Genomic DNA, 16,356 nt, shown 5'->3' on the forward strand with positions numbered 1-16,356 from the left:
GGGGCGTTTTGTTATTATGCTGATGGCCCTTTTCTGCGAGATGCTTATGTCAGATGCGAAATTCACTAAACTGTTGGACTATGAAACCTTAAAGCAGCAATTTGGCGATGCAGAAGATCAGCCAGCACCATCTGTATCTGCAACTGCCCCGCCTGAATTTGATCCTGAAGAACGTTTATTCGATCATAATAACAGTCAGGAACACAAACCCGGTTTAAGCGGTTCACGTTTGCGCTCTTATGCCTTTGCAGTCCTGACCCGTAAAGAATATTCCAAAGCTGAACTGATTGAGAAACTGGCGCTGTATGCAGAAAACCGTGAAGAAGTGGTCGTTTTGGTCGATGAACTGTCACGCGAGAATTACCAGAGTGACCAGCGTGTGGCCGAAACCCTGCTGTCCAGCCAAAAGCGCAAAGGCAAAGGCCCCAATCAGATTAAAATGAAGCTGAAAAGCAAAAAAATTGATACCGCTTTAATTTCAGAAGAACTGAAAGAAACCGACTGGGTGCAGCAAGCCTACGAATTAAAAGTTAAAAAGTTTGGTCCTGATGTCACGAAAGACCCGAAACTGAAAGCCAGACAGATCCGCTTTTTAATGTATCGTGGTTTTGAAATGGATGCGATTATGAAGGCGATTAACCGTAAAGCAGAAGATTAAAAACTGAATCTAGAGATGTAGATAAGCATCTAACTAGGATGAAACATCGACAAATATAAGAAAATAATATAGGGATTAAATCGAAAGGAAATTAAAAAGAAAAAAGCGATATTCTAAGAATTATAAAAATGGTGGCAACCCTACCAGCAAAGCTTCGGCACATCCCACGTCTGCTACCGTTGCTACCTTCCGGTCCTGGCGGGGTTCACAGGGTGAAATTGCGAAGTAACCGGCAGGGCTACCATTGCAGAAACAGAGTATAGACAATTTTATTGAACTTGCAAGTCCTGATTGCGCTTTTATATAAATCAGCCATCTATTTGATTATTAAAAAAACAGTTTGTATTTAATTGGTTATTTTGCAACAGAATTCCGAGAATTTTGACAGATGCCTAATTCATGACAACTTTGTAAAAGCTTATTGCAATTCGGGTTCGGGCCGTTTTTAATGTGCACATGATGATGATTTGGAATGAGCTCTTTCCTGCCCGCTCATTCCCAGTAAAGATAAAAGATGGATATGAAAATGATGCTAAAAAAGCATACGCTCTGTGCACTCACCCTGCTCTGCTCTGCGCCAGCACTGGCCAATATTCCCATTGAATCACGCGGCTTAAGCCAGAACAGCGGTAGTACCAGCACCCCGACGGCCATTGGCGCCTCCAATAGCGGCGCTCCGGTCACCACCAACCTGAACTGGCAATTAATGCAAAAAAACCAGCAGCTTGAAAATGATATTCGCACCCTGCGTGGCAAAATGGAAGAACAGGAAAACGAGATTGCCCAGCTCAAGCATGAACTGACCAACCGTTATACCGATTTAGACCAGCGTCTTGAACTGCTGAACCAGAAAATTGATCCGGAAGCAGCACCTGCTGTAGAGGAGGATAATCAACAGGATAGTTCTCCCAGTACAGCCAGCAGCAGCCAACCCACCAGTAACCCCGTAAATAATACCGCTGCCCCAGCACCAGCAGCGACCACCGTGGTTAGCACACAAAGCTCGACGGAAGAACTGGAAAAAGCGGCCTATACCATCGCTTTGGATGCCTATAAACAAGGCGGTGCAAAAAAAGCCATTGCCCCGATGCAGAACTTTATTAAAAACCATCCGAATAGCGTGTATATCAGCAATGCCTATTTCTGGCTGGCCGAGTTTAATCTGGCAATTGAACCGACCAATTACAGCGAAGCCAAAAAGAATTTTGAAATTGTTGCCAGCAAATATCCAAATTCGTCTAAAGCCTCTAATGCGGTGTATCGTCTGTATAGCATTGCCAAAAATGTCGACAAGAATGATGCACTAGCCGCGCAGTATCGTAGCACCCTGCTGACCAAATACCCGTCTTCCCAGGAAGCCAGCTTTGTGAAAAGCTCATAACCCAAAAGCCTCAGATGAGGCTTTTTTTATAACAGCAGGATCGTGTTTAACGATGGGTATGTACTGACATAACAATGCCCATCCCGGCCAGCAGACTGACCACAGCCGTACCGCCATAACTCATTAACGGTAATGGATCGCCGGTTACCGGTAAAATCCCGCTGACCATACCAGAGTTTAAAAACACAAAGAAGAAGAAGGTCAAGCCAACTGCACCGGCATATAGGCGACCGAAATTATGAAAACAGCTCAGGCTGATAATCAGGCAGCGGATAATAATTGCAGCAAACAGCGCGAACAGTAAAAATACGCCAAAGAAGCCAAATTCTTCAGCATAGGTCGACATAATAAAGTCAGTATGATGCTCCGGCAAATAACCCAAATGCGACTGAGTGCCTTCCAGATAGCCCTTACCGGTCAGACCACCCGAACCAATGGCAATTTTAGATTGAATAATATTCCAGCCAGCGCCGAGTGCATCAGATTCCGGATCAAACAGGGTTAAAATCCGTTTCTTTTGATATTCCTGTAATAAAAACATCCAGGCCAGCGGTGCAACAATGGCCATCGCCGCAAATGCCCCGCCAATTAAACGCCAGGACATGCCGCTCAGAAACAATACAAAAATGCCCGGAATAATCAGGCCAATGTTCAAGTCCGGCTGTAGCGCCACCAGCACAAAAGGAATGCCGAGCAGCACCAGCGCACCGACGATTTGCAGGAATTTGGGTGGAAACGGTTTACGAGCAAAATACCAGGCCATCATCAGTGGCATGGTAAATTTCATGAATTCACTGGGCTGCATACTGCCAATACCGGGCAGACTGATCCAGCGTTTGGCCCCCATGCGGGTTTCACCAATCAGCAGCACCAGTACCAGCATGAGCACGGCCAGGGCATAAAAATAGGGACTGGCGGCCTGATAGACCTTGGGCGGAATCTGCGCACAGATAAACATGGCAATAAAGCCGATACCAAAGCTGATGCCCTGACGCATCACCATTCCCATATCCTGTGCGGTGGCACTATACACCACCATCAGCCCTAAAATTGCATTCAGGATCAGGAAGCATAATAGCCAGGGATCGAGGTGTAGTTTGGTCCAGCGAGAGGTATCGCTTTTAATGCTTCTTCCATCACGTAAAGAGTGACGTAAAAAACGATACTGCTGAGAAGGTATCATTGCGCCCCATTCAATCCAGATAACAAATCATCGGCAATTATAGGATGAACCATGCGCAGAGTGAATCGGAAATACACACTCGACTCATGATTTCAGCAAAGATTTTTTATGCAGTGGTTGCGGCGTGCTGGGCTTGCAGAATTAAACGCGCCAGCTCCAGATCATCGGGATAGGTAATTTTAATATTGTCCGAGCGTCCCTGTACCACCTGTACCGGATAGCCACCATGCTCCAGCGCACTGGCTTCATCGGTAATATTCACCTCTTGCGCCAATGCCTGTTCAATCGCGCGTTTTAGCTCACCTAAGCGCGCCATTTGCGGGGTTTGCGCCTGCCACAGCTGGGCACGGTCTACTGTGGTCTGAATCTGCTGCTGCGTCTCTACGCGCTTGAGGGTGTCACGGACCGGAATGGCCAGAATGGCACTCTGGTTGCTGTGTACCGCCTGATTCACCAGCGCATATAAGTTTTCAACCGCCACACAGGGACGCGCGGCATCATGCACCAGCACCCAGTCTTCATCCGATGCAATAGCAGATAAATACTGCAAGGCATTCAGTACCGAGTTGACCCGCTCTGCGCCACCCAGACAAAAATGAGCTTTATCCTGATGTGCAAACGGCAAACGCTGGGCCACATCATCCTGCGCACCAATGGCCAGCACATAACCTGCCAGCGGCAACTGATTTAAACGCGCTACCGTATGCTCCAGCACCGTGTGGTCCTGGATCATCTGATATTGCTTGAGTTCGGATTTGGAAAAGCGACTGCCCGAGCCTGCTGCCGGAATAACGGCCCAAAGTTTATGGTGTAGGGGTTGTTGCAGCTGGCTGTGGTGCTTCATTGGTACGTAAATCTACCTGGGCATTCGGATTGATATAAATCGGCTTATATTGGGTACTGATGGTACTCATCTGTACAAAAGTTTCATGTGGTTTAATTAAGCCCAGATCAAGACGGGCATGTTCTTCGATGGCTTCTACACCATTTTTTAAATCATAAACTTCCGCGGCCAAAACCCGGTTACGTTCTTTTAATTCATTATTGAGTTCGGTTTGTTGTTGTATTTTCTGGGTCAGTTCCTGATGTTCACGATAACCACCTTCACCAAACCAGTATAAATATTGAAACCCTGCGATCAGAACGATCGCAAGGCCCAACAGTACTTTACTCGATTTCGAGTCGAATACACTTAACATTGACATCTGTCGCTTAGTTTAAACCTTTAAACTCAGCTTTACCGCGATATGCAGCATTCGTCAATTCTTCAATACGAAGTAATTGGTTATATTTCGCTACACGGTCAGAACGGCATAGAGAACCAGTCTTGATTTGACCTGCTGCTGTACCTACTGCAAGATCGGCAATGGTCGAGTCTTCAGTTTCACCTGAACGGTGAGAAATAACAGTCGAGTAACCATTGGCTTTTGCAAGGTAGATGGCATCTAAAGTTTCAGTCAAGGTACCAATCTGGTTGTATTTAATCAGAATCGAGTTACCCACTTTTTCGTTGATACCGCGTTGCAGGATTTTAGGGTTAGTCACGAACAGGTCATCACCGACCAACTGGATCTTGTCGCCAAGAATTGACGTCAGGTAAGACCAGCCTTCCCAGTCAGATTCATCTAAACCATCTTCAATTGAGATAATTGGATATTGGTTTACCAAGCCAGCTAAATAGTCAGCAAACTGGTTGCTGGTGAATGCTTTGTTGCCTTCGCCTTCCAGTACGTATTGACCGTTCTTGTAGAATTCAGAAGATGCACAGTCAAGCGCAAGCATCATGTCAGAACCTGCCTTGTAGCCAGTCTGTTCAATTGCTTCAAGAATTACGGTAATTGCTTCTTCGTTTGAACGTAAGTTCGGCGCGAAACCACCTTCATCACCTACAGCTGTGTTCAAACCTTTTTTCTTTAATACTGATTTTAACGCGTGGAATACTTCAGCGCCTGAACGTAATGCTTCAGCGAATGAAGTGAAGCCCACTGGCTCAATCATGAACTCTTGGATGTCAACAGTGTTGTCTGCGTGCGCACCACCGTTCAGGATGTTCATCATTGGCACAGGCATAGTCAAAATGGTTTGACCACGTAAATCTGCGATGTATTGGAAAAGAGGAATTTTCTTTTCATCAGCAGCAGCGCGTGCAGCAGCCAACGATACGGCTAGCGTTGCGTTTGCACCTAATTTTTCTTTGTTTTCAGTACCGTCTAAAGCAATCATCGTATTGTCGATGTCTTTTTGCTCAAATACTGATTTACCCACCAGCGCATCACGGATTAGCGTGTTAACGTTGTTTACGGCAGTTTTCACACCTTTACCTAAGTAACGTGTTTTATCGCCATCACGAAGTTCTAAAGCTTCACGAGAACCAGTTGAAGCACCAGATGGTGCACATGCACGGCCAACTACGCCAGATGCTAAGATTACGTCTGCTTCGATGGTTGGGTTACCACGAGAGTCCAAAATTTCACGTGCACGAATGTCAACGATTTGGCTCATGAACAATTCCTCAGTTGATTGAATAATAGATGCTGTTGCGGGCATCAATGAGTATCTAACTTTTTGAATCCTTTAACTAAAGTATCCAATTCTTTTAATTGCGCCAAGAATGGCTCTAATTGTGACAGGCGCAGCGCACACGGGCCATCACATTTGGCCACATCCGGATCTGGATGCGCTTCCAGGAATAAACCTGCAAGCCCGGTCGCCATACCGGCACGCGCCAGTGTGGTGATTTGCGCACGGCGACCACCTGCTGAATCGGCACGGCCACCCGGCGTTTGCAGCGCATGGGTCACATCGAAGAATACCGGCACATTCATTTCTTTCATGATGTCAAAGCCCAGCATATCGACCACAAGATTGTTGTAACCAAAGGCCGAGCCCCGTTCACAAAGAATCAGTTTGTCATTACCGGCTTCCAGACATTTATGCAGGATATGACGCATTTCATGCGGCGCAAGGAATTGGGCTTTTTTAATGTTGATGATGGCCTGTGTTTTGGCCATAGCTTCAACTAAATCGGTCTGACGGCTTAAAAAGGCAGGAAGCTGAATAATGTCAGCAACTTCAGCCACCGGCGCAGCCTGATACGGCTCATGCACGTCGGTGATAATCGGAACATTGAAGTGTTTTTTGATGTCTGCCAGCCACTCAATCCCTTTTTCCAGGCCTGGGCCACGGAACGAGTTCAGGCTTGAACGGTTGGCTTTATCAAAGCTGGCCTTAAAAACGTAAGGAATATTCAAACGTGTGCAGATATCAATATAGGTTTCTGCAATTTCAAAGGCCAAATCTTTGGACTCAAGTACGTTCATGCCGCCGAATAGTACAAATGGCAAGTGGTTTGCCATTTGTATATCGCCTAAACGTACAACTTCTTGTGCTTTTAATTGTGACATTTAAACTTCCTGGTTTATTCCTTTTACCGCTTAGTGCTTGTTTTGGTACTGCTTTTTGGCAGCATCAATAAAGCTTGCAAACAGCGGATGTCCATCACGTGGCGAGCTGGTAAATTCTGGGTGGAATTGTACCGCAATAAACCAAGGATGTTGAGGGATTTCAACTGTTTCCACCAAGTGCTGTACTGGTGAATAACCTGAGATTTTCATGCCTTTTTCTTCAAGAACAGGAATATAACGGTTATTCATTTCATAGCGGTGGCGGTGACGTTCAATAATTTCTGCTGAACCGTACACTTCACAGGTTTTGGTGCCTTCAACCAGTTCTGATTTTTGTGCACCTAAACGCATGGTACCGCCGAGGTCAGAATCAACTGAACGCTGCTGTACTTCACCACGCTCATCTAACCATTCGGTAATCAGACCAATTAATGGAGATTTGGTTGAGCGGTTAAATTCAGTTGAAGTCGCATCTGCAATACCGGCAACGTTACGTGCGTATTCGATCACGGCAAGCTGCATACCTAAACAGATGCCCAGGAATGGTACACCGTTTTCACGTGCATAACGGATGGCCGCCATTTTGCCTTCAGTACCGCGCTCACCAAAGCCACCTGGTACCAGAATTGCGTCAGCATCTTTCAGTACGGCTGCAACGTCCTGGCTTTCCAGGTCTTCTGCATTGACATAGTCAATCTGTACTTTGACACGGTTTTGAATACCAGCATGCAATAACGCTTCGTTCACCGATTTATAGGCATCTGGCAGTTCAACGTATTTACCAACCATCGCTACACGCACGGTATATTCCGGATTCAGTAAGGCTTCAACCACGTTATCCCAGTCAGACAGGTCTGCTTCTGGCACATCAAAACCAAAACGTTCACAGATCAGATCATCCACATCCTGCTCATAGAAGGTACGTGGAATTTGATAAATGGTTTTGGCATCTTTACACACCACCACTGCACGCGCTTCAACGTTGGTGAACAGTGCAATTTTGCGGGTAGTATCTGCGTCTACATCGTGCTCAGTACGGCAGATTAAGATATCTGGCTGAATACCGATTGACAGTAATTCTTTAACCGAGTGCTGGGTTGGCTTGGTTTTTAACTCTGCTGCAGACTTGATGTATGGCAACAGGGTTAAATGCATCAGCATGGTACGTTTATGACCGAGCTCAACCATGAGCTGACGGACCGATTCCATGAATGGGAGAGATTCAATGTCACCGACCGTGCCGCCAATCTCAACAATGGCAACGTCATAACCTTCACCTGCGCGAAGGACACGCTCTTTAATATTATCTGTGATGTGTGGAATCACCTGAACGGTACCGCCCAGATAATCACCACGACGCTCTTTATTTAAGACGTCTTGGTACACGCGACCTGATGTGAAGTTGTTTAACTTCGTCATCTTCGCACGACGCAAGAAACGTTCGTAATAACCCAAGTCTAAGTCAGTTTCAGCACCATCCTCTGTGACAAAAACTTCACCATGTTGGAAAGGACTCATCGTCCCTGGATCGACATTGATGTATGGATCCATTTTGACCATGGTTACTTTCAAACCACGGGCTTCTAAAAGTGCAGCAACTGAAGCAGCTGAAATACCTTTACCTAGTGATGAAACAACACCACCAGTCACGAAAATAAAATGGGTCATTGGGTTTCTCGTACAATCGAGCCTAAACTGGCCTGCAATGTTGCGCAATTTTACTTTACTCTGCACCTATAAAGCAAAGTCATTCCGCATCAATTCATAGAACAATAAACAATTGGCTATTCTATCAGCATTTCCGATAAAAAATTAGATTTTATTCATAGGATTTTCATCTGATTTTTTGCTGTTATAATACGCGCATCTCGTTGAACCCTCCTTTTTTAGATTATGAACAAAAAATTTTTGATTTGTGGTGCAATTGCAACCAGTTTATTCCTGAGTGCCTGTGTTAAAAAAGAAGCACCTCAGGAAGAAGAACAGGTTGAAGTTGAGGTTCAGCAAACTGAGCAAATCACTGAGCCAGCCCAGTTCGAGCCACTTGAAGCAGAAACGCCAGAAGTGTCTGAAACTGAAGCGCCAGTGGAATACGAAGTTGAACGTACTGAAACTGAAAACACCACAACTGAAATTCGTCGTGAAGTGACGCCACGTGAACCTGCGCCAGCCCCTCAGCCAGCTCAGGCCGCTCCTGCTGAAGACAAGCCGGTAGAAGCCCGTCCAGCCAACCCGGACCCGGACAGCCAGTCACAAGATGACGCTGTTGCCGCAGCCATTGCCGCAGCAACCCCAGCGCTTGAAAACTGATTTCAGCCTTCAAGCACTGTTGCATAAAAAAACCCAGTCCATGTACTGGGTTTTTTATTGGCCTTTTTATGAAGCTGTTCCATTCAGGAATAAGAACGTTCACCCTGTTGATGCTGGTTCTTTAAATAATCAGCCATTAAACGTGTGGCCCAGGACTGTGGCGCACCTAAACCTTCATAAAAACCGCAATGACTGCCCTTTTTGGTGGTCACCACCATAATATTTGGCATTTTCTGAATACTTTCTTTATACGGTTCCAGATTTTTAATATGACAAACCGGATCATCTTCGGCGTTTAAAATCATCAGGGGAATTTTGACATTCTGGAACACATAAATCGGGTTAATGGCTTTGCTATAACTTTCATAATCATGATAGCCGGCCATCTCAAAATAGGCCTGTTCAAATTCGGCCAGGTTTTGCGCGGTAATGACTTTGGCCAGCGATTTGGTTTTCTGCCAGCTACTCCGATAAGGATCAATAAAGGCCTGAATCACCTTTTTGGTCATGACCTTACTATAAAACGGATGAACATGATTAAAGCCGATTTCAGTGTCATACCCCGGGCACAGTGCAAAAGCGGCTTTTAGCGGCGTTTTGTCGCCTTCTTCACCTAAATAACGCACCAGCAAACCGGTACCGGCCGATGAACCTACCCCATATAGGGCAGAAACCGGGAATTTTTTCTGAATAAACTGGATCTGTTCCCGTAAATCTTCGGTGGAACCAAACAGGCAGATTTTCGGAACCGGCATAGGCAAATTGGCATGACCACGGCGTAAACATAAGGCAATACGCCAGCCGGTCTGCTGATGTAAATCCCGCACCAGCTCGCTCATGCTCTCGGCAGTTCCGACAATGGTGTGCATTACAATAATGGTTGGGGTGCGTGGTGGCAGATGCAGACCGTACCAGGCAATAGCCGTTACGCCACCATCGGACATGTTCAGCTGCTCAATGGCATCGTAATGCAGGCAGATGGTTTTTTTCTTGATTAAGTCAAAATAAAGCAGATGCGCATGGGTATTGGACAGCCACGGGGTTGGCCGGTATTTCTGTTTCAGTTGCGGTAAAACATCTATACAACGCCGGATTTGACCTTCGGGATTAAAATATAAGGTCGGTTCTGCGGCGCCGGTCCATTCATCAATCAAGCGCTGGGTGAGCTGGGCCATTTTCTGGATCACAAATTTCATGTTTTGTTCCCCCCTTTTATGGTTTGGCTTATATCATGCTAGTTCTCTCATGTTATGAAGTCAGTTGAGTTCAGGGCTTAGATCAGGTGGGCATAAATTGTGCCATCCGTTGTCCCATCTCGGCAGCCAAAGCTTCGAGGCCGCTTTTAGGACGAATCATCACTTCAAAATCAATGATCTGACCTTGATCATTGAAGCGGATCATATCAATACCCTTGAGTTTTTTATCTCCCACCTGGGCAGAAAACTCAAGCACAACATTGTTACCGTCTGCAGCATAAAATTCACGGTGATAGCTAAAGTTCTCAAAGACCTGAATTACATTGGTCAGAATAAAAAACACCACCTGCTTGCCGGCATAAGGCCGATAGGCCACCGGAGAACGAAACACCACCTCATCGGCCAGCAGTTCATTCAGGATGGCCATATCACGCTGTTCAAGCATCTGGTGCCAACGGGCAATCGCGGTTTTGGTGATGTGTAAGGTCATTTTGGGGTCCTTTTTTGTTTTGATATTTCATTGCTATATAAACTCCCCCTGAGCAAGTTTTAAAGCATTGCTTTAAAACGAAGTGCAAGAAAGGGGGATTTAGAAGGGTTTTTCTACAAGAATCCCTCCCAACCTCCCTTTTTCAAAGGAAGGAGTTGATTCTATTCAGTGAATTCCCTCAGCTTCCAGAAGATGAGCAACCCTGCTGCACAGGGCAGAGGCGGTTATTCACCCTCTCCCCAGCGCTCTTCCATAGGGAGAGGGAGAAGGAATTAGATTAAATTTTCGCCGCCAACTCTGCGCCCTGACGGATTGCGCGTTTGGCATCTAGCTCACCGGCTTCCTTGGCACCGCCAATCAGATGCACATTTTTACCCGCAGCTTGCAGCTGATCGTACATGGCGGTATATGATTCCTGTCCGGCACAGATCACCACGTTTTCAACTTCCAGCAGCATCGGCTGGTCATTGACCGTAATATGCAGGCCCTGATCATCAATTTTCTGATAGCTTACGCCTGCCATCATTTTAACATCGCGGTTTTTTAAGCCGGTACGATGAATCCAGCCGGTGGTTTTGCCCAGGCCTGCTCCCACCGAAGATGCTTTACGCTGCAATAAATAGATTTCATGATTGGAGGCTTCTACCTGTGCCGGTTTCAGGCCACCGACATGCTCATATTCGGTATCAATCCCCCATTCATCATAGAATTTTTCCGGATTCAGACTGCCACTTTCACCGGCATGACTTAAGTATTCTGCGGTATCAAAACCAATTCCACCAGCACCAATAATCGCAACCCGTTTCGCCACCGGTCGACGCTCTTTCAGCACATCCAGATAGCTCAGAACTTTAGGATGATCAATTCCTTCAATCTCCAGCTGACGTGGAGTCACCCCGGTTGCCACCACAATTTCGTCAAAACTGCTTTTGCTCAGCTCATCAAAGCTGGCCGTATGGTTTAGTTTTAGCTGAATGCGTGGCTGCAACTCAATTTGACGTTTGAAATAACGCAAGGTTTCATAAAACTCTTCTTTGCCCGGAATGGTCTTGGCAATATTAAACTGCCCGCCAATCTGGTTAGAGGCTTCAAAAATCGTCACTTCATGACCACGGTCTGCCGCATAAATTGCAAAGCTTAAACCGGCTGGACCCGCTCCAATCACCGCAATGTTTTTCGGCTGGCTGGCTTCTTTAAAGATCAGTTCAGTTTCATGACAGGCACGCGGATTGACCAGACAGGAGGCAATTTTCATGGAGAAAATATGGTCCAGACAGGCCTGGTTACAGGCAATACAGGTATTAATTTCATCGCTACGGCCCTGCTCGGCTTTTACTACAAAATCGGCATCTGCCAAAAATGGACGCGCCATCGACACCATATCGGCCTGGCCAGTCGCCAGTACATGCTCTGCCATTTCTGGGGTATTAATCCGGTTGGAGGTAATTAAAGGAATTTTGACTTCACTTTTGAGCTTTTCTGTGACCCAGCTAAAAGCCGCACGCGGCACTTTGGTGGCAATGGTCGGAATACGTGCTTCATGCCAGCCAATACCGGTATTAATAATGGTCGCACCGGCTTTTTCAATTTCTTTGGCCAGCTGCACCACTTCTTCAAAACTTGATCCGCCTTCGACCAGATCCAGCATTGACAGACGATAGATAATAATAAAGTTTTCACCCACTTCAGCACGGGTACGTTTCACGATTTCAATTGGAAAGCGAATCCGGTTTTCATAGCTGCCGCCCCATTCATCATCACGATGATTGGTACGCTTGGCAATAAACTCGTTAATCAAGTAGCCTTCCGAACCCATAATTTCAACACCGTCATAACCAGCATATTTGGCCAGCTTGGCACAGTTGGCAAAATCGGCAATGGTCTGCTGTACTTCGGCCGAGGTGAGTGCATGCGGTTTAGACGGGTTAATAGGCGCCTGAATCGCGGATGGCGCCACAATATCCGGCTGATAGGAATAACGTCCAGTATGCAAAATCTGCAAGGCGATTTTACCGCCCGCTTCATGCACGGCTTGGGTGACCACTTTATGTTTTTCAGCTTCGGCCAGGGTGTCAAGTTTATTGCCGCCTGCAAAGGTTAAGCCGGCATCATTTGGAGAAATCCCGCCGGTTACAATCAGGCCTACGCCGCCTTTGGCACGCTCTGCATAGAATGCTGCCATCCGTGCATAACCATTTGGTGCTTCTTCAAGCCCCACGTGCATAGAACCCATAAGTACGCGGTTTTTTAAGGTGGTAAAGCCTAAATCAAGCGGGGCTAACAGATGCGGATAATTCGACATATTCTCTCCTTGGCTGGCCAAAAGCGGGCTATTTTTATGTTAATGCAACTTGTTGCATAAATTTATATGCGAATTTTGACTTTTATGCAACATGTTGCATAATATTTTAGATTCATACTTGCATGATCTCGTCTATGTCTTTAGCCCATGTATTACTCACCAGCCTGATTGAAAAACCCAGTACGGGCATTGAACTGGCCCGGCGCTTTGATCGCTCGATGGGCTTTTTCTGGAATGCCACCCATCAGCAGATTTATCGTGAATTAAACAGCATGCTCAGCAAAGGCTGGATTTCCACTTTGGCTGAAGAAGATGCCCAAGGCCGTAAAAAAACCTATCAGGTTGAGGCCGCAGGCCGGGTCGAACTGGCCGACTGGATGGTCAAGCAAGGTCCTCCGGCGCAGCTCCGTGAAGAACTGATGGTGCGTTTACGGGCCGAAGCACAACTCGGCGGTAATGAGGTTTTGCCCGAGCTAGAGCGGCATTTACAGTTGCATCAGGAAAAATTGCAGCTGTATCAGGCCATTTATGCCAAAGACTTTGCCCAGCAGACCGACGAAAATCGTACCTTATATATTCATAAAATGATTTTACAGCTGGGTATCGAGCAGGAAATCGGCTGGATTCGCTGGCTGGACGCGGTGATTCCTGCGCTAAAAGCTTTTGATCAACAACAATAAAATTTCAAGGAATGAAATCTCATGCCGTATTATGTCATGCCCGATGGCGAAGGTTTATTTGTACGTGAATTTGGTCAGGGCCAACCGGTGCTGGTGCTGTCCGGTTTGGGCATGCACAGCTGGCAATGGCTGCCGTTTTTGTGGCCGCTACGCAAACAGTTCCGTTTTATTATTCCCGACTGGCGCGGCTTTGGCGGTTCGAAACAGTGCCGGATTCCGGAGCTGGATGCCATTTCCAGCCACTGGCAGGATGTGCAATCCTTAATTCAGCAAATGCAGCTGCAACAGTTTATAATCATTGCCTATTCGATGGGCGCGACCACCGCCATGCATGGCATGCAATATGGACAGCTGGCAACGCAGTTAAAAGCCTATCTGCATATTGATCAGACCCCAAAAATCCTGGTAGATGAACACTGGGCTTATGGCCTGTTTGGTCAGCAGCACAGCCGCTTTAAACAGATTTTATCTGAACTGTCCGCGCTATTTACGAAACACGCACATCTTCAGTGGATTCACGATTTAAATAACACAGCCAAAGATCAACTGTTTGCTTTATGGATGCAGTTTATTGAGCTGCAAAATAACAACCCTCGCCAGCGAGCCATCTTTTGTAAAATCCTGCAACAGCCACGTTTGCAACATCTGTTGTTACCCTCATCTCGACTGGACTATATGACTTGGTATATCCGCAACTATTTAGAACATGCCGAAGATTATCGTGAAGCCTTAAGCCAGCTGAACTGTCCTACGGTGTTTTTTAGCGGGGTGCAATCGGTGCTCTATCCGGTACAGGGACAAACCCTGATTGCCCAAAGTGTGGCACAGGCACAGCAGGTGTTGTTTGAAAAATCAGGGCATACTCCGCTACTGACTGAGCCGCTGAAATTTACCCGCGAACTTAAACGCTTTTTATTGCAGCATCAGTAAATATCTACATCAATATTTATAGCTGAATAAAAAAAGCCGAACGGTGTAAGGTTCGGCAAAAAGCAAGTGAAGACTAACAATCAAGGCAAAGCACTAGGCAATTTTCCCATCAATAATGCCCTGCTGTTTTAAAGCCTGCAGTTCTTCAGCAGATTTAAAGCGGGACAGAATATAGGCCGTATGTTCACCCAGTTGCGGTGGTGCCTGCCGGTATTCGACCGGTGTATCTGACAGCTTGATTGGTGATGCAATCATTTTAAATTGCGCATTTAAACTGTGCGGCAAATTGACCAGCATCTGCCGATGCTGAATTTGCGGCTCAGCCAAGGCATCTTCAATCGAGTTAATTACACCGACCGGTACTTTGACCGCATGAATCCGGCGTACCCATTCCTCCGCATCCTGACTCAGGAAAAATTCAGCCAGAGCTGGAATCAGCTCATCGCGGTATTTGACCCGGTCCTGATTACGTAAGAATTTCGGATTGTTCAATAATTCCGGATAACCAATGGCCAGACATAGGTCCTTGAACTGTTTGTCATTACCACAGGCAATAATAAATTCCTTATCTTTAGCCTTAAAGGTTTGATACGGCACAATATTCGGGTGTTTATTGCCCATGCGCTGCGGTGACTGGCCACTGCTCAGATAATTCATGCCCTGATTGGCCAGCGTTGCCACCTGAACATCCAATAAAGACAGATCAATATATTGTCCACGTCCGGTATGATGCCGCGCCAATAATGCTGCCTGAATCGCCACCCAAGGCCATGCCGGCCAGTGATGCACTGCCGAGCATTCCGGCCTGAAAGGTGGTTAAACCAAATTCTGCTTTTAAACTGGTTAAGCTGAAAGACAGCAGCATGATGTCTACGCCATCAATCACCAAAGATACAAAGGCAAAAATAAAGGCCAGTTTCCAGGTGTTTTTATTAGGGTCTGTTGACATTTCATAATGGTAGCCAAATAAAGATACAAGCTAAGGCAACAGAATTTTCATAGCTTTGCTTTAGCTTGTCATAGCGTGTGGCAATTCCTCTAAATTGCTTTAATCTAGCAAAAGTATTCTCAATTAAATGCCTGATTTTATAAAAATACCAATCCACATGATCATTATTTGAAAGTGTATTGGATTTCTTGGGAATATTAGCTTGAGTTCCCGTTTTTTCTATCTGTTCTCTCAAGGATTCAGAGTCATAACCCTTATCGGCACAGAGAATTTCTGTCTCGTGCAGGTCTATATTGTTAACTAATTTCGGTGCCACTTTTACATCATGGGTCGTACCATCCTCTATCAAAAACTGAACAGGGTTCCCATGAGAATCAACTGCCAAATGAATTTTAGAACTATTTCCACCGATACTTTTTGAGATAGCCTGATCCTTGATTCCTGTAGCATGCTGATGAGCCCTCACATGGCTAGCATCAATAAATACCCACTCTAGATCAGCATCAGATAAAATTAACTTAAATATTTTTAATAACTTATTATCTTTCGACCACCGGGAAAATTTCTTGAATATGGAGTTTGGTTTTCCGAAGGCAGCAGGTAAATCCCGCCACGGGCAGCCTGTACGGATTCTATAAAGAATAGCTTCAATAAAATTTCGAAGATTTTGTTTGAGATAAATACGAAAATTACGGAAAATGTTTTCTAACTTAGACCAGTGTTGATCAGTCAACATTGTACGAGGCATAGCGAGGAGTAGATTTGGTTTGGCGATTAAACTCTACTTTCTCGCTATTTTTTTTTGCACAGTAAATGTCAACAGACCCTAATTCGATGGGCGGTACCCACATTCGATGGCAGTTTTAAGCCCAG

15 protein-coding genes, 1 other RNA gene and 2 pseudogenes are annotated in these 16,356 nt (G+C 45.9%); 5 read left to right on the forward strand and 13 right to left on the reverse strand.

Annotated features, from left to right (window positions below; genetic code table 11):
- The first annotated feature begins 46 nt into the window (after nucleotides 1–46).
- The gene (locus F905_RS05925) at nucleotides 47–658 is read left to right on the forward strand and encodes a regulatory protein RecX (RefSeq protein ID WP_005178497.1); all 612 of its coding nucleotides are present in this window, start codon (nucleotides 47–49) and stop codon (nucleotides 656–658) included.
- Between the two features lie 138 nt (nucleotides 659–796).
- On the opposite strand, the gene ffs is transcribed toward F905_RS05925, so the two are convergent.
- Nucleotides 797–893: signal recognition particle sRNA small type (gene ffs / locus F905_RS15145), an RNA gene on the reverse strand.
- A gap of 291 nt (nucleotides 894–1,184) precedes the next feature.
- On the opposite strand from ffs, the gene F905_RS05930 reads away from it, so the two are divergent.
- Nucleotides 1,185–2,039 carry a YbgF trimerization domain-containing protein gene (locus tag F905_RS05930; RefSeq protein ID WP_005178498.1) on the forward strand — a complete coding sequence of 285 codons (855 nt, stop codon included), beginning with the start codon at nucleotides 1,185–1,187 and terminating at the stop codon, nucleotides 2,037–2,039.
- Nucleotides 2,040–2,085: 46 nt separating this feature from the next.
- On the opposite strand, the gene rodA is transcribed toward F905_RS05930, so the two are convergent.
- The 6 genes from rodA to F905_RS05960 all read right to left on the reverse strand — a co-directional run bounded on the left by rodA (nucleotide 2,086) and on the right by F905_RS05960 (nucleotide 8,294).
- The gene (gene rodA / locus F905_RS05935) at nucleotides 2,086–3,222 is read right to left on the reverse strand and encodes a rod shape-determining protein RodA (protein ID WP_005178500.1); all 1,137 of its coding nucleotides are present in this window, start codon (nucleotides 3,220–3,222) and stop codon (nucleotides 2,086–2,088) included.
- 106 nt (nucleotides 3,223–3,328) lie between these two features.
- Nucleotides 3,329–4,066 (reverse strand): 2-C-methyl-D-erythritol 4-phosphate cytidylyltransferase, encoded by a 738-nt coding sequence (gene ispD, locus F905_RS05940; protein WP_005178503.1) that lies wholly within the window; start codon nucleotides 4,064–4,066, stop codon nucleotides 3,329–3,331.
- Nucleotides 4,026–4,427 carry a septum formation initiator family protein gene (locus F905_RS05945; protein WP_075167982.1) on the reverse strand — a complete coding sequence of 134 codons (402 nt, stop codon included), beginning with the start codon at nucleotides 4,425–4,427 and terminating at the stop codon, nucleotides 4,026–4,028. Before F905_RS05945 ends, ispD begins: the two co-directional genes overlap by 41 nt.
- A 7-nt stretch (nucleotides 4,428–4,434) precedes the next feature.
- Nucleotides 4,435–5,724, reverse strand: a complete 1,290-nt coding sequence (gene eno / locus F905_RS05950; RefSeq protein ID WP_005178507.1) for a phosphopyruvate hydratase — start codon at nucleotides 5,722–5,724, stop codon at nucleotides 4,435–4,437.
- A gap of 44 nt (nucleotides 5,725–5,768) precedes the next feature.
- Entirely contained in the window at nucleotides 5,769–6,626 is an 858-nt protein-coding gene (gene kdsA / locus F905_RS05955) for a 3-deoxy-8-phosphooctulonate synthase (RefSeq protein WP_005178509.1), read from the reverse strand.
- Nucleotides 6,627–6,656: 30 nt separating this feature from the next.
- Nucleotides 6,657–8,294 (reverse strand): CTP synthase, encoded by a 1,638-nt coding sequence (locus tag F905_RS05960; protein ID WP_005178510.1) that lies wholly within the window; start codon nucleotides 8,292–8,294, stop codon nucleotides 6,657–6,659.
- 225 nt (nucleotides 8,295–8,519) lie between these two features.
- Here F905_RS05960 and F905_RS05965 point away from each other — a divergent pair, with 225 nt between their 5' ends.
- Entirely contained in the window at nucleotides 8,520–8,936 is a 417-nt protein-coding gene (locus tag F905_RS05965; protein ID WP_005178512.1) for a hypothetical protein, read from the forward strand.
- Between the two features lie 83 nt (nucleotides 8,937–9,019).
- Here the strand turns inward: F905_RS05965 and F905_RS05970 are convergent, their stop codons facing one another.
- The 3 genes from F905_RS05970 to F905_RS05980 all read right to left on the reverse strand — a co-directional run bounded on the left by F905_RS05970 (nucleotide 9,020) and on the right by F905_RS05980 (nucleotide 12,924).
- On the reverse strand, nucleotides 9,020–10,132 hold the full coding sequence (locus F905_RS05970; RefSeq protein ID WP_005178513.1) for a YheT family hydrolase: 1,113 nt from the start codon (nucleotides 10,130–10,132) through the stop codon (nucleotides 9,020–9,022).
- 82 nt (nucleotides 10,133–10,214) lie between these two features.
- Nucleotides 10,215–10,622, reverse strand: a complete 408-nt coding sequence (locus F905_RS05975; RefSeq protein ID WP_005178515.1) for a nuclear transport factor 2 family protein — start codon at nucleotides 10,620–10,622, stop codon at nucleotides 10,215–10,217.
- 277 nt (nucleotides 10,623–10,899) lie between these two features.
- Nucleotides 10,900–12,924 carry an NADPH-dependent 2,4-dienoyl-CoA reductase gene (locus F905_RS05980; protein WP_005178520.1) on the reverse strand — a complete coding sequence of 675 codons (2,025 nt, stop codon included), beginning with the start codon at nucleotides 12,922–12,924 and terminating at the stop codon, nucleotides 10,900–10,902.
- A 134-nt stretch (nucleotides 12,925–13,058) separates the two neighbouring features.
- On the opposite strand from F905_RS05980, the gene F905_RS05985 reads away from it, so the two are divergent.
- Nucleotides 13,059–13,604, forward strand: a complete 546-nt coding sequence (locus F905_RS05985; protein WP_005178523.1) for a PadR family transcriptional regulator — start codon at nucleotides 13,059–13,061, stop codon at nucleotides 13,602–13,604.
- A gap of 21 nt (nucleotides 13,605–13,625) precedes the next feature.
- Nucleotides 13,626–14,534: an alpha/beta fold hydrolase gene (locus tag F905_RS05990; RefSeq protein WP_005178526.1), complete on the forward strand. Its 909-nt coding sequence runs from the start codon at nucleotides 13,626–13,628 to the stop codon at nucleotides 14,532–14,534.
- A 93-nt stretch (nucleotides 14,535–14,627) separates the two neighbouring features.
- On the opposite strand, the pseudogene F905_RS05995 reads toward F905_RS05990, so the two are convergent.
- The 3 genes and pseudogenes from F905_RS05995 to F905_RS06005 form a co-directional block, all read right to left on the reverse strand.
- A pseudogene (locus F905_RS05995) lies at nucleotides 14,628–15,296 on the reverse strand (CaiB/BaiF CoA transferase family protein); the annotation flags it as partial.
- Nucleotides 15,283–15,483: pseudogene (locus tag F905_RS06000) on the reverse strand (MFS transporter); the annotation flags it as partial. The pseudogenes F905_RS06000 and F905_RS05995, both read right to left, overlap by 14 nt.
- A gap of 1 nt (nucleotide 15,484) precedes the next feature.
- Complete coding sequence (locus F905_RS06005; protein ID WP_005178533.1) at nucleotides 15,485–16,231, reverse strand: IS5 family transposase; 747 nt, start codon at nucleotides 16,229–16,231, stop codon at nucleotides 15,485–15,487.
- Nucleotides 16,232–16,356 lie beyond the last annotated feature (125 nt).

Source organism: Acinetobacter sp. CIP 53.82 (genome assembly GCF_000369465.1).
In the GTDB taxonomy this organism is placed as follows: domain Bacteria; phylum Pseudomonadota; class Gammaproteobacteria; order Pseudomonadales; family Moraxellaceae; genus Acinetobacter; species Acinetobacter indicus.

Coding starts and splice junctions, on each gene's coding strand:
- F905_RS05925 (WP_005178497.1), top strand. CDS start 47: ATGTCAGATGCGAAATTCACTAAACTGTTGGACTATGAAACCTTAAAG.
- F905_RS05930 (WP_005178498.1), top strand. CDS start 1,185: ATGATGCTAAAAAAGCATACGCTCTGTGCACTCACCCTGCTCTGCTCT.
- rodA (WP_005178500.1), bottom strand. CDS start 3,222: ATGATACCTTCTCAGCAGTATCGTTTTTTACGTCACTCTTTACGTGAT.
- ispD (WP_005178503.1), bottom strand. CDS start 4,066: ATGAAGCACCACAGCCAGCTGCAACAACCCCTACACCATAAACTTTGG.
- F905_RS05945 (WP_075167982.1), bottom strand. CDS start 4,427: ATGTCAATGTTAAGTGTATTCGACTCGAAATCGAGTAAAGTACTGTTG.
- eno (WP_005178507.1), bottom strand. CDS start 5,724: ATGAGCCAAATCGTTGACATTCGTGCACGTGAAATTTTGGACTCTCGT.
- kdsA (WP_005178509.1), bottom strand. CDS start 6,626: ATGTCACAATTAAAAGCACAAGAAGTTGTACGTTTAGGCGATATACAA.
- F905_RS05960 (WP_005178510.1), bottom strand. CDS start 8,294: ATGACCCATTTTATTTTCGTGACTGGTGGTGTTGTTTCATCACTAGGT.
- F905_RS05965 (WP_005178512.1), top strand. CDS start 8,520: ATGAACAAAAAATTTTTGATTTGTGGTGCAATTGCAACCAGTTTATTC.
- F905_RS05970 (WP_005178513.1), bottom strand. CDS start 10,132: ATGAAATTTGTGATCCAGAAAATGGCCCAGCTCACCCAGCGCTTGATT.
- F905_RS05975 (WP_005178515.1), bottom strand. CDS start 10,622: ATGACCTTACACATCACCAAAACCGCGATTGCCCGTTGGCACCAGATG.
- F905_RS05980 (WP_005178520.1), bottom strand. CDS start 12,924: ATGTCGAATTATCCGCATCTGTTAGCCCCGCTTGATTTAGGCTTTACC.
- F905_RS05985 (WP_005178523.1), top strand. CDS start 13,059: ATGTCTTTAGCCCATGTATTACTCACCAGCCTGATTGAAAAACCCAGT.
- F905_RS05990 (WP_005178526.1), top strand. CDS start 13,626: ATGCCGTATTATGTCATGCCCGATGGCGAAGGTTTATTTGTACGTGAA.
- F905_RS06005 (WP_005178533.1), bottom strand. CDS start 16,231: ATGCCTCGTACAATGTTGACTGATCAACACTGGTCTAAGTTAGAAAAC.